The organism is Pseudoalteromonas sp. J2K-J599, assembly GCF_059295115.2.
In genome coordinates, this window is the sequence record NZ_CM200271.1 from 142,552 (window position 1) to 154,227 (window position 11,676).

At 39.8% G+C, this 11,676-nt stretch carries 11 protein-coding genes and 4 tRNA genes; 9 read left to right on the top strand and 6 right to left on the bottom strand.

Translation table 11 applies throughout. From position 1 onward, the window contains the following. Positions 1–82: 82 nt before the first annotated feature. Together AC5NT5_RS00655 and AC5NT5_RS00660 are read right to left on the bottom strand one after the other, a co-directional pair. Positions 83–739 carry a helix-turn-helix transcriptional regulator gene (locus tag AC5NT5_RS00655; RefSeq protein WP_004334929.1) on the bottom strand — a complete coding sequence of 219 codons (657 nt, stop codon included), beginning with the start codon at positions 737–739 and terminating at the stop codon, positions 83–85. Positions 740–958: 219 nt separating this feature from the next. After that, positions 959–1,327 carry a histidine triad nucleotide-binding protein gene (locus AC5NT5_RS00660; RefSeq protein WP_004334923.1) on the bottom strand — a complete coding sequence of 123 codons (369 nt, stop codon included), beginning with the start codon at positions 1,325–1,327 and terminating at the stop codon, positions 959–961. Positions 1,328–1,419: 92 nt separating this feature from the next. Between AC5NT5_RS00660 and AC5NT5_RS00665 the strand changes: the two genes are divergently transcribed. Beyond that, a complete protein-coding gene (locus AC5NT5_RS00665) occupies positions 1,420–2,019 on the top strand; it encodes a DUF2057 domain-containing protein (protein ID WP_004334921.1) in 600 nt (199 codons plus the stop codon). A 58-nt stretch (positions 2,020–2,077) separates the two neighbouring features. Here the strand turns inward: AC5NT5_RS00665 and AC5NT5_RS00670 are convergent, their stop codons facing one another. After that, complete coding sequence (locus AC5NT5_RS00670; protein WP_182675545.1) at positions 2,078–3,919, bottom strand: M1 family metallopeptidase; 1,842 nt, start codon at positions 3,917–3,919, stop codon at positions 2,078–2,080. A gap of 143 nt (positions 3,920–4,062) precedes the next feature. Here AC5NT5_RS00670 and murB point away from each other — a divergent pair, with 143 nt between their 5' ends. The 8 genes from murB (at position 4,063) to tuf (ending at position 8,616) form a co-directional block, all read left to right on the top strand. After that, positions 4,063–5,070 (top strand): UDP-N-acetylmuramate dehydrogenase, encoded by a 1,008-nt coding sequence (gene murB, locus AC5NT5_RS00675; protein ID WP_182675542.1) that lies wholly within the window; start codon positions 4,063–4,065, stop codon positions 5,068–5,070. Next, positions 5,070–6,062: a bifunctional biotin--[acetyl-CoA-carboxylase] ligase/biotin operon repressor BirA gene (birA, locus tag AC5NT5_RS00680; RefSeq protein ID WP_182734825.1), complete on the top strand. Its 993-nt coding sequence runs from the start codon at positions 5,070–5,072 to the stop codon at positions 6,060–6,062. Before murB ends, birA begins: the two co-directional genes overlap by 1 nt. Beyond that, positions 6,059–6,769 carry a type III pantothenate kinase gene (locus AC5NT5_RS00685; protein ID WP_182716469.1) on the top strand — a complete coding sequence of 237 codons (711 nt, stop codon included), beginning with the start codon at positions 6,059–6,061 and terminating at the stop codon, positions 6,767–6,769. The genes birA and AC5NT5_RS00685 overlap by 4 nt, the downstream gene beginning before the upstream one ends. 126 nt (positions 6,770–6,895) lie before the next feature. Further along, positions 6,896–6,971 (top strand) — tRNA-Thr (locus AC5NT5_RS00690). Between the two features lie 40 nt (positions 6,972–7,011). Then, positions 7,012–7,096: transfer RNA gene (locus tag AC5NT5_RS00695), tRNA-Tyr, on the top strand. Between the two features lie 44 nt (positions 7,097–7,140). Beyond that, positions 7,141–7,215 (top strand) — tRNA-Gly (locus AC5NT5_RS00700). An 11-nt stretch (positions 7,216–7,226) separates the two neighbouring features. Next, positions 7,227–7,302: transfer RNA gene (locus AC5NT5_RS00705), tRNA-Thr, on the top strand. Between the two features lie 129 nt (positions 7,303–7,431). Continuing rightward, positions 7,432–8,616 carry an elongation factor Tu gene (tuf, locus tag AC5NT5_RS00710; RefSeq protein ID WP_039488657.1) on the top strand — a complete coding sequence of 395 codons (1,185 nt, stop codon included), beginning with the start codon at positions 7,432–7,434 and terminating at the stop codon, positions 8,614–8,616. Positions 8,617–8,988: 372 nt separating this feature from the next. On the opposite strand, the gene AC5NT5_RS00715 is transcribed toward tuf, so the two are convergent. From AC5NT5_RS00715 to AC5NT5_RS00725, 3 genes are all read right to left on the bottom strand, one after another. Beyond that, on the bottom strand, positions 8,989–10,185 hold the full coding sequence (locus tag AC5NT5_RS00715) for a dipeptidase (RefSeq protein ID WP_024606595.1): 1,197 nt from the start codon (positions 10,183–10,185) through the stop codon (positions 8,989–8,991). A gap of 64 nt (positions 10,186–10,249) precedes the next feature. Continuing rightward, a complete protein-coding gene (locus AC5NT5_RS00720; protein ID WP_004335925.1) occupies positions 10,250–10,504 on the bottom strand; it encodes a YheU family protein in 255 nt (84 codons plus the stop codon). Next, positions 10,504–11,493 (bottom strand): hydrolase, encoded by a 990-nt coding sequence (locus tag AC5NT5_RS00725; RefSeq protein ID WP_494514153.1) that lies wholly within the window; start codon positions 11,491–11,493, stop codon positions 10,504–10,506. Before AC5NT5_RS00725 ends, AC5NT5_RS00720 begins: the two co-directional genes overlap by 1 nt. Between the last annotated feature and the right edge of the window lie 183 nt (positions 11,494–11,676).

Sequence of the window (11,676 nt, forward strand, 5' to 3'; positions counted from 1 at the left end):
CAAATTGGTATTAAATAAGTGTGTAACACATACAAAAACAGACACCTAAGTGTCTGTTTCTAGTTCTAAACTAAATATATGATTAACGAATTTCATCAGGGATATTTTGTTGTGCCCAAGATAGGAGCTCAATACGGTTACGACATTTAGTTTTTCTAAATGCGCTATATAAATGTGTTTTAACTGTGTGTGGACTAATACTTAAATCTTCTGCGATTTCTTTATTCTTCGAACCTTTACTCATTAGTGAGATTATTGCTTTTTCTCGTTTAGTAAGTTTAACAGGCTCAATATCGCCTTCGGTTAGTTTATGCAGCGCATCTTTATTAAATTGCAACATACGATTTAATGCATTACACATAATATCGCGACGATACCAAAGCTGATCTTCAAGTAGTAAGCGAATACCTTTCATTAATACATCGGCGTTATCTGTTGTGTAAAATACGCCACGAATACCGCTCAACAATGCACGATTAGCAAGCTCAGGGTTTTCGTCTAGATTAAACAATATGATATCGCATTTAATACGTAGGTTTACTAGTTGTTCTTTTAGTTTTCCCCATGCATCCTTGCTAGATGTTTCGATAAACAAAAGTCGAGTCCCTTCAGGTATGTCTAAAATATTAGTACCCGTGGTTACGTCAAGGCCTTGCGTTTTTAACAAAGGTTCTAAAACGTTAATACCAATAGTGTTAATTGGCTCTTGATCTAATAACAAAAAGGCTGAACTGCTCATGTTTTTATACTCTTTTATAAAGCTGACTGTTTAAGTTTATCACGACTTCCGCACCTTTTGTATTAGAAAGTCGCTGAAGCACTCAATAACAAATACGATTTTACGATTATTTAAACATAAAATGTTGCAAATAAGTAACTATTTATTCTTTATAACCATGAAAAATCATAACATTTGTAACTAGTTGGTTGAGCAGAATAGTTAGATAAAAATCTTTAATTAATTTACTTTTTTTACATTTTGGTAAGGTGGCCATCCCATTTCTTTACCGCCAAGCATATGTAAATGTATGTGATAAACGGTTTGTCCACCATGTTCGTTACAGTTCATGACTACGCGGTATCCGTCCTCAGCAAAATTGTGTTGCTTAGCTAATTTTGCCGCAACAACGTATAAATTGCCTACTAAATGTGAGTTTTCAGGGTTTATATCATTTATAGTAGCAATTGCTTTTTTTGGAATAATTAACACGTGAAATGGTGCTTGTGGGTTTATATCTTTAAATGCGAGGGTGTCTTCATCTTCGTAGACAATGTCGGCCGGAATTTCACGATTAATTATTTTGGTAAAAATAGTCTCTTGGCTCATAGTGTGTTCCTAATTAAGTGTTATGAATTTTAAGCTCACTAATGACAAACTTTCAAAGCAGTGTCAAACTGAAATCAAATAAAGGAGTTAATATGCTTAAACCAATTTTAATAAGTAGTGCAGTTGCATTACTACTTAGTTTTTCGGCTAATGCTGAAAACATTCACTTTCCAGAAGAAATTGTACCACTACAAGTGGGCGATAAAATGCTAGAAAGCTCTTTGTTTAGCCGTATTGATGATGTAGAGCTTGCGCCAGGAACTTACCAGCTTAGGCTAAAATATACCGATTTATATGAAGATGATTATGACACGCATGAAGTTGTGGAGTCGGAACCATTTTGGGTAAGTGTAACTGTTGAAGCAGGTAAAGATTATACCTTAGTGTTTAATCGTGCTGAAAATGCAGTATCTGCAAAAGTATTTGCAGAAGCACCACAAGTTAGTTTAAAAGCAAAAAGTAGCGCTGTTGCTAAGCCTTTAAGTGTTATTTCTAACACGCAGCTAGCAAGCAATAAACCGGTAATGCAAAATACAATGCCTGCAGGACCTTCTCGTCCTAGTCAGCCAATAAAGCCGATAGCACCAATTACAGGTAAAGGCATGCCAAGTGCGCCGCAAATGCTTGATTTTTGGTGGCAACAAGCCACAACTGCAGAGCGTAAAGCTTTTTTAGAAAAAGTGACAAAGTAGAAAAATAGCAAAACAAAAGGGCCAAATTTGGCCCTTTTTAGTTTCTAGTTAACGCTATTTATTCAAATAATGCGTCAATAGTACCTTGTGCAAGAGGGTGATACCCAGGGCGTGCTTTTAAGTACACGCTTTGTGCCCACTCTTTTTTACCGTTAGTGATAAGGGATTTATATAATGGGACAATTAATTTACGACGGCCAATACCTGATAAGTGCTTATCAAGTGCAGGGTAAATTGGTTGATAACCATTTCCTACTGCTAGCATAAACCAAGCAAATGCACGTTCAGCATTAGTTGACTGTGTTAGGTTAAATTCTGAGTCAAGCTCTACCATGTGCTCTTGGCTTAAATCACGTGGTAAGTTATTTAAAAAGTGTAGCCACTCATGCACAGACCAATCAGCTGTTGGCAGTTGAGCTGCAGTTGTGTCGCCTTTTAGCCATGCTGCTGTTGCAGTATCTACTTTATCAAATGCATCAGAAGTAGGGTTTGGCGCATCATTTGGTAATCCAGGTTCAAAAATCCATTCGTTTACTTTATCCATGCTTACAACACCAGGATACTTTTCAATTAAGTTAGCTTTTAAGTAAGTAACAAATTGCGCGGTAGTAAGTGATTTAAACGAAAACTCTTTAAAGTACGCTTTTACAAACGGGTCAAACTTATCGCGACCATATTTGTTTTCTAGGTAAATTAAAAATAATTGACCTTTAGTGTAAGGCACTGAACTGAATGCATCGTCTGGGTCGCGGCCGTTAAGTTTTAAATTAAGGCGTGTATCTGGTGCATCAATTGTTTTAAGTTGTGCGCGTAAAGACGCTGAATCAAGTGCTTGTTCCATAACCGCACGGTCACGGCCAAATACTTCTTCCATAATGCGGTTTTCAACGTACGAGGTAAAACCTTCGTTTAACCATAAATCTTCCCACGTTGCGTTAGTTACTAAGTTACCTGACCAAGAATGAGCAAGCTCATGAGCAATAAGGTTAACTAAGCTTTTATCACCGGCAACAACCGTTGGAGTAATAAATGATAAGCGTGGGTTTTCCATGCCACCAAACGGAAAACTTGGTGGTAGCATTAATAAGTCGTAGCGACCCCATGCATATTCGCCGTACATCGCGTTTGTTTTATCGATCATGGCTTGGGTGTCGTCAAATTCAGCAACTGAGGCATCTAAAATTGTCGGTTCAGCAAATATGCCTGTTTGATGCGACATTGCTTTAAATTCTAAGTTACCTGCGCCAATAGCAATTAGGTAAGGTGAAATTGCTTGTGGCATATCAAAAATGTAGTCGCCATCTTTATAAAGCGCATCTTTGTTGTCGGCACTCATTACAGCACGTATATCTTTTGGTGTATGAATTCGTGCAGAGTAAGTTACACGCATTGCGGGTGTATCTTGCACTGGGATCCAACTACGTGCATGAATTGCTTGCGATTGGCTGTACATAAATGGATGCGTTTTACTTGCCGTTTGCTCTGGTGTTAACCATTGCAGGCCTGAAGCTTCTGGGCGACTGTTGTAGTAAATACGAACTACTTCAGCTTGGTTTTTAAACACAATAGTAAGCTTTGAACCTTTAACGTCATCTCGCTTAGCTAAATCAAAAGTCGCTTTTTTCCAGTTACCGCTTTGATCTTTGTACATTACTTTATCAATGTCTAAGTCGCGGGTATCAAGTACGAGAGTTCTACTTTTGCTGTTGTTCCACTGAAGAGTATGCTCTACAAAACCTTCTAACTGCTTGTCGGCAAAATCGACATCTAAATCAAGGTTTAAGTGAGTAGTAACAACATCATCAAGGTTAGCATACGAGTTTTGGTCAATCGCATTAGCCATTGCTTGCGAACACATACCCGCCATAGCGAGGCTTAAAAAAAGAGGTTTAATTTTCATCATTACTCTGAACACAAATAAAAAAGTGCTGGTTTTATATCACGATTGACACGGCGGGTTGAGTGATTTTTACAATCTAGTGCCACATTTGCGACGATGAGGTAAACTATTGCGATTAGTTACCGGTATTTTTAGAGAGCTTTGTGGCGCATTCATTACACTCCTTACATACATTCGCATTAAACAGCCAATGCCAAAATTTTGTTGAAATTACTCAGCTTGAGCAACTTAAAACGCAAAATTTTAGTGCACCGTTTTGTTTGCTGGGCGAGGGCAGTAATACCGTATTTTTAAATGACTACATGGGTACGGTTATAAAAATAGCTTTAAAAGGTATTAAAATTACCGAGCGCGAGAACGACACACTAATAAGTATTGCCGCAGGCGAAAACTGGCATCAACTAGTTAGCTATTTATTAGAGAAAAATATACCAGGGCTTGAAAATTTAGCACTTATACCGGGCACTGTTGGCGCATCGCCGGTACAAAATATTGGTGCTTATGGTGTTGAGATAGCTAAATTTGTTGAGTTGGTAGAGTACTTTGATATAACCACTAACACTATGTATTCATTAAATAACGAGCAATGTGAATTTGCTTATAGAGACTCAATATTTAAACATGCCCTTAAAAATAAAGCGGTGATCACGCAAGTACACTTAGCGCTCCCAAAAAAATGGCAACCAGCATTAAGTTATGGCCCTTTGCAGCAGCTCTCAAGCATCACCCCGCAAGCAGTATTCGATCAGGTTATAAAAACGCGTAATAGCAAATTACCTAACCCATATACACTTGCCAATGCGGGCAGCTTTTTTAAAAACCCAATAATAACCAACCAGCAGTTAGCTGGGCTATTAAAGCAATTTGCCGATTTACCTCATTACGAATATGGACAAAGCCATCACAAGGTCGCAGCAGGTTGGCTAATCGATCAAAGTGGTTTAAAAGGGCACCGCGAGGCTGGTATAGAAGTGCATCAACAACAAGCTCTAGTACTTGTTAATCACGGAAATAGTGAAGGCAGCGACCTAATAAAAATGATTAAACACATTCAGCAAGTTGTTTATACGCGTTACAACATTATGTTAGAGCACGAAGTACGTTTAATGGATGCACGCAGCGAATGCCATATTAACGCGGAGCCTAAGTAATGAAAGCACCTGATGGAAACAAACTCGCTATTTTAAATGCACTCAACCAAGGAGGGTTTGTATCTGGTCAAGCCTTGGGTGAAAAGCTAGGTATTAGCCGAGCTGCGGTAAGTAAACATATTAAAACGTTACAAGAAATGGGCTTGGATATTTTTAAAGTGACTGGCAAAGGCTATTGTTTGAATAGTCAGGTGGGCCTTTTAAATAAAACGCAAATTGATCAGCACTACAAAGCGCTAGGTGCAAATACTGCCGATGTAGAAGTACACCCTATTATTGATTCGACCAACAGCGAGCTTATGCGCCGTATACAGGCCAAAACAACGCTTGAGTCTGGCACTGTTATTGTTGCTGAAATGCAGCAAGCAGGACGTGGTAGACGCGGCCGTGTTTGGCAATCCCCATTTGGCGCTAATTTGTATTACAGTTACTTTTGGCGTTTAGATGACGGCTTACAAGCTGCAATGGGCGTATCAATTGCGGTAGGCCTAGCTGTTTATGATGCTATTAAAGCGTTATACCAAGTTGACGTAGAACTTAAGTGGCCTAACGATATTTATATAAATAAGCAAAAACTTGCAGGTGTATTGGTTGAATTAGATGGACAACCGCAAGGACCTTGTCAGTTAGTGATTGGTATCGGTATTAATTTACAAATGCCTGAGAGCTTTAGTCAGCATATAGACCAAGCGTGGACTGACTTAAATCAACATACTCAAAAGCTCGATAAAAACCAACTTGTGGCTTCTCTTACTCACCATTTAGAGCAGCGTTTAGCGCAGTATCGTCAAACGGGTTTGCAAGCTATGTATGAGCAATGGAATTCGCTCAATGCGTTTGCTGGTGAATATGTTGAACTAAATACAGGACACCGAAGTTGGCGTGGAATATGTGAAGGTATTGACGCACAAGGTGGAATACGAATTCGCCAAGACGGGGAAGTAAAAAGTTATTACGGCGGGGAAGTCTCCCTTAGAAAGGCGCAATTATGAGATTATTGATCGACGTAGGAAATACATCATTAAAAGCTGTGTTGTGGCATAACGAGCAAGCACAACCGGCAGATATAAATAACCTGCCTTGGTTACAAATAACCGAAGTGATTTATGCATGTGTAGGGCGCAGTGATTTACTAAACGATATTCTCGCGCAAGCGGCTAGCAATAATATTATTTGTTTTGAAGCCAAGGTAACCAAAACGCTTGGAGATCTTGTATGCGCTTACGAGCATGTAGCTAACTTAGGCATAGACAGGTGGCTTGCGCTTATTGCTGGATTTACGTTATATCCAAACACAGCATGCATTGTTGTTGATGCGGGTACTGCGACAACAATTGATGTGCTTAGTAGTGAAGGGTTGCATTTAGGTGGCTGGATTTTACCTGGGCTTGATTTAATGACCTCATCACTTACACAAAATACTCAACGTGTTTTTGATGATGGTAAAACTCCATTTACCAATGAACTGGGTAAAAATACGCCTAATGGTTTAAAAAATGGTGCTTTAGTGGCAACCATTGGAGCAATTGAGCAAGCTAAGTTGCACTTAACGGATAAAAAAACAGAGCAAAAAGTACAAATCATTTTTGCTGGTGGCTATGGCTTGCTTTTACAACAGCAATTTGAGGGAAGTATTTTTGATTCATTACTCGTAATGAAGGGGTTAAATTACTGGCACCAGCTAAGCAAAACAACATAAAAAAGTGAAAAAAACGTGTTTTCGCGTGAATATTGAGCATTTAAACTAAAAATTTACACTTTTTTTAATTTTATAGTTGCATCCCAATAAACCTTACTCTAATATCTCGCCCCGTACTAAAGCAGTGCCGACTTAGCTCAGCTGGTAGAGCAACTGACTTGTAATCAGTAGGTCAACCGTTCGACTCGGTTAGTCGGCACCACTTTCCTTTTACCGGAAGTGAATTAGTAGAGAATTATCGTGGAGGGGTTCCCGAGCGGCCAAAGGGATCAGACTGTAAATCTGACGGCTCAGCCTTCGCTGGTTCGAATCCAGCTCCCTCCACCACTTTATTCTTGACGGTTAGAGGTAGTTTAAGAACAGATTTTTATGCGGGCATCGTATAATGGCTATTACCTCAGCCTTCCAAGCTGATGATGCGGGTTCGATTCCCGCTGCCCGCTCCAGTTCTTGTGTTGCTGATATAGCTCAGTTGGTAGAGCGCACCCTTGGTAAGGGTGAGGTCGGCAGTTCGACTCTGCCTATCAGCACCAGTCCTAAGAATCTCCTTGATTACTTCCTTTATCTGTCAGAAAATACTATTTGAAAAAGATTAACTTAATCTACCTTTGGTGGATTATTTTCATATGTAATTTAGATACACAAAACTGATAGGTTCCGTCATGGCAAAAGAAAAGTTTGAACGCGTAAAACCGCACGTAAACGTTGGTACAATCGGCCACGTTGACCACGGTAAAACTACACTAACTGCAGCAATCACTAACGTACTTGCAAAAGTATACGGCGGTGTTGCTAAAGATTTCGCATCAATCGACAACGCTCCAGAAGAGCGCGAACGTGGTATCACTATTTCAACGTCTCACGTTGAATACGATACTCCTACACGTCACTACGCACACGTAGATTGTCCTGGTCACGCCGATTATGTTAAAAACATGATCACTGGTGCTGCTCAAATGGATGGCGCGATCTTAGTAGTTGCTGCGACAGATGGCCCTATGCCACAAACACGTGAGCACATCCTTCTTTCTCGTCAAGTTGGCGTTCCTTACATCGTTGTGTTCATGAACAAATGTGACATGGTTGATGACGAAGAGCTACTTGAACTAGTAGAAATGGAAGTTCGTGAACTTCTTTCTGAATACGATTTCCCAGGTGATGACTTACCTCTAATCGCTGGTTCTGCGCTTAAAGCGTTAGAAGGCGAGAAAGAGTGGGAAGATAAGATTGTTGAGCTTGCAAATGCACTTGATTCTTACATCCCAGAGCCAGAGCGTGACATCGATAAGCCATTCATCATGCCTATCGAAGACGTTTTCTCAATCCAAGGCCGTGGTACTGTTGTAACTGGTCGTGTTGAAGCTGGTATCATCAACGTAAATGACGAAGTTGAAATCGTTGGTATCAGAGAGACTACTAAGTCTACTTGTACTGGTGTTGAAATGTTCCGTAAGCTTCTTGACGAAGGTCGTGCTGGTGAGAACATTGGTGCACTTCTACGTGGTACTAAGCGTGAAGACGTTGAACGTGGTCAAGTACTAGCTAAGCCTGGTTCAATCAACCCACATACTACATTCACTTCAGAAGTATACGTACTTTCTAAAGATGAAGGTGGTCGTCATACTCCATTCTTCAAAGGTTACCGTCCACAGTTCTACTTCCGTACAACTGACGTAACTGGTGACGTACAGTTACCAGAAGGCGTAGAAATGGTAATGCCTGGTGATAACATCAAGATGACAGTAACTCTAATCGCACCAATCGCGATGGATGAAGGTCTTCGTTTTGCTATCCGTGAAGGTGGTCGTACTGTAGGTGCTGGTGTTGTAGCAACTATCGTAGAGTAATAATTAACTTTTAAGTTAATTATTAGAAAAAGGTCACTCAGGTGGCCTTTTTTAATGCCTGAAGAAAAGTGTCATATGAAGGTGGTGCTCTTACCTTAGGCGTAGGTGCTTTGTAGCAACGATCAAAGAGTAATAATTAACTTTTAAGTTAATTGTTAGAAAAAGGTCACCCAGGTGGCCTTTTTTAATGCCTGAAGAAAAGTGATTTGCTCCTATATAGCTTTATTGCCGTAGCTTGGGTTGAGTTTTGCGAAGCCTGAGGAAAAAGGTTGCTGAAAATAACTGAGCTCTTAAATATAAGCACGGCTAGGCCGCGCTTATATTGAGTTAGCTCTTGGTCTTTTAGCCAATTACTAATATATGATAAAAGCTTTAGTGTTTCTTCGCATACTCTTGCGCTTGTTTTAAAACTCTTAATAAATTGCCACTTAAAATCTTTTTAATATCTTTGTCGCTGTAATCTCTATCCATTAAACCTTGGACAAGATTAGGGTAGCTAGATACATCTTTTAAGCCGATAGGCAATGAATCGCCAACTCCATCATAATCAGAGCCAATACCTACATAATCAATACCAATTAGCTCAACTACGTGATCAATATGGTCAAGTACTTGCTCAAGACTTGCAAATGGATACGGATTTTTAGCACGGTACGCAGCATCAAAATCTTTACTTAACTTAGTACCTTCTTTTTTAGCTGACTCTTTTGTACTTTTTAATTGCTTGCCCCAGCTACCTGCTTTAGCGGTAACAAAGCTTGAGCCAAAATTGATTTGAATAACACCGCCATTTTCCTTCAGCGCTAATAGCATATCGTCATTCATATTACGCTCAAAGCCAGGCGTGTATTTACGAAGTGATGAATGAGAGGCAATTACTGGCGTTTTAGAGAGCTCCATAACCTGATAAAACGCATCATCAGAAATATGCGATACGTCAATTAGCATGCCTATATTATTCATTTCAGTGACAAGCTTTTTACCAAATGGGCTTAAGCCTTTCCATTTACGGCGTATATCGTAAGACGAATCCGAAATATGGTTGCTTTGCGAGTGCGCTAGCGTGATGTAACGAATGCCACGGTCGTAAAAGTGCTGAAGGTTTTTCATATCACCTTCGATTGGAGAGCCATTTTCCATACCCATGGCTATAGACAGCTTACCTTGTTTAAATTGCTCTTCAATATCAGAGCTTGAGCTCGCAATAGCAAACTTATCGGGTGCGCGCTGGACTATGGCTTCCATACTATCAATCATTTGATTGGCTAGCTGGTAGCTTTTTCCTTTACCCTCAAACTCTAAATGCGCAGGAATATAAATCGACATAAACGGTGCGTTTAAACCGCCTTTTACAGCGCGAGGATAGTCAAAATCGCCATCACTAGTTGCTTTGGTTACATCAACCCAGCTTTCGTGAATTCGATAAGGTACGTCAATATGGGTATCAATTAAAATGGTATCTTTAGCGAGTTTAATTGCCTTATCAGATGCTGTTATTGTTTGTTCTGCTTGGGCTTGGCTAGTTAAAGCTAGTGATATGGCTACCACTAGAGTGCTGAGTTTTATCATGTTTTGGCTCTTTGGGTAAAAAGCCATTGTGTACGTTCAATTCAAAAGTTACAAGTACTACGCCCTAATCAAACGACTGTGCTTGATGCTCTTCACTTTGCAGCGCTTTAAATTCACCTTTTGAAATTATAGTTACAGACTCGTGTAATTCTGAGAAAAACACCATCGCTTCGCCATTTTTAAGCTGCAGCTTTACTTGGCTTACTTTAGATTCGATGCTTGCCTCTACTTCACCATAATCGGTACCTTCGCGTAATACGTAGCTTTCGATTAAGTTATAAAGGGTGTCTTGATCGAGTTGTTCAAAAGGGATAATCATTACTGCTTGTTACTCGCTTTATTTGATACGTGCTGGCTAAAATAATGAGGGACGGCTTTTTCTAACCAAAATATAGGTTTAAACGGATTTTTACCGCTAATAAAACCAACATGCCCGCCCTTGTCAGAGATGCGCAGCGTAACATGCTCACTTACGTCTTGCCTACTCGGTACGGCTTTAATTGAGAGCATAGGGTCGTCTTTGGAATGAATGATAAGTGTGGGTACAGCGATATCTTTCAAATACGGCATAGCACTGGCTTTACGGTAGTAATCGTGTGCGTTTTCAAAACCGTGTAGAGGGGCTGTTAACTGATTATCAAACTCTAATAAATCGTCAATTTTCATTAACTGTTTTGGCGTTAATGAAATTTGCTGCTTAATTTGTGGCAGCTTTCGCTGCATTGATTTTTTCATCCGATCGAGCAGATATTTTTGGTAAATTTTACCTAAGCTTTTACGAATAACATCGCTCGATGACGACAAATCATAAGGCGCCGATACCACTGCAGCTGCATTGAGCGGGCAGTTTGTATTCTCTTCGCCTAAGTACTTAGCAAGCACATTACCACCAAGCGAAAAGCCTACGGCAACCATCGCTCTATTTGGGTATTGCTGCTTTAAATGATTTATAAAAAAAGCTAAATCGGCGGTGTCACCGCTGTGATAAGCACGTGGTAGGCGATTTACTTCGGTTGAGCAATTTCTAAAGTGCATAAGCACAACTGCATAACCTTGTTTTTTTAATGCCTTCATCATGCCTTTGGCATAAAAGCTATTTATATTGCCTTCGAGTCCGTGCAAAACAACAGCAAGTGGTGCGGTTTCATTATGTGGAAGTGACCATGCAAGCTCAATAAAGTCACCATCAGGTGTATCAAGTTGCTCAAGTTCGTAGGACGTATTGTGAAATGGGCGGAAAAAACGCGGCATTATGGTCTGAATGTGACGATTGGTCATCCACCATGCTGGTTTGAACTGAGAGATCATGTTTGTACTACGCACTTTGTATTAAACGAAAAGCTAGTGTATCAAATTTTTCGCTTCAGAAAATAAAAAGCGCCTAACTAGTAAACTAATAAGGCGCTTTAGTGCGTCGTGCTTAATTTTGTTCAGGAATTTCTGCGTCATGTATTTTTTTCAAAAAGAAAAAAGCAAAAAAGATACACAAAG

Bases quoted from the DNA above. Each gene is read 5' to 3' on its own strand.
- AC5NT5_RS00665 (WP_004334921.1), top strand. From the start codon at position 1,420: ATGCTTAAACCAATTTTAATAAGTAGTGCAGTTGCATTACTACTTAGT.
- tuf (WP_039488657.1), top strand. From the start codon at position 7,432: ATGGCAAAAGAAAAGTTTGAACGCGTAAAACCGCACGTAAACGTTGGT.
- AC5NT5_RS00715 (WP_024606595.1), bottom strand. From the start codon at position 10,185: ATGATAAAACTCAGCACTCTAGTGGTAGCCATATCACTAGCTTTAACT.
- AC5NT5_RS00670 (WP_182675545.1), bottom strand. From the start codon at position 3,919: ATGAAAATTAAACCTCTTTTTTTAAGCCTCGCTATGGCGGGTATGTGT.
- AC5NT5_RS00725 (WP_494514153.1), bottom strand. From the start codon at position 11,493: ATGATCTCTCAGTTCAAACCAGCATGGTGGATGACCAATCGTCACATT.
- AC5NT5_RS00720 (WP_004335925.1), bottom strand. From the start codon at position 10,504: ATGATTATCCCTTTTGAACAACTCGATCAAGACACCCTTTATAACTTA.
- birA (WP_182734825.1), top strand. From the start codon at position 5,070: ATGAAAGCACCTGATGGAAACAAACTCGCTATTTTAAATGCACTCAAC.
- AC5NT5_RS00655 (WP_004334929.1), bottom strand. From the start codon at position 739: ATGAGCAGTTCAGCCTTTTTGTTATTAGATCAAGAGCCAATTAACACT.
- AC5NT5_RS00660 (WP_004334923.1), bottom strand. From the start codon at position 1,327: ATGAGCCAAGAGACTATTTTTACCAAAATAATTAATCGTGAAATTCCG.
- AC5NT5_RS00685 (WP_182716469.1), top strand. From the start codon at position 6,059: ATGAGATTATTGATCGACGTAGGAAATACATCATTAAAAGCTGTGTTG.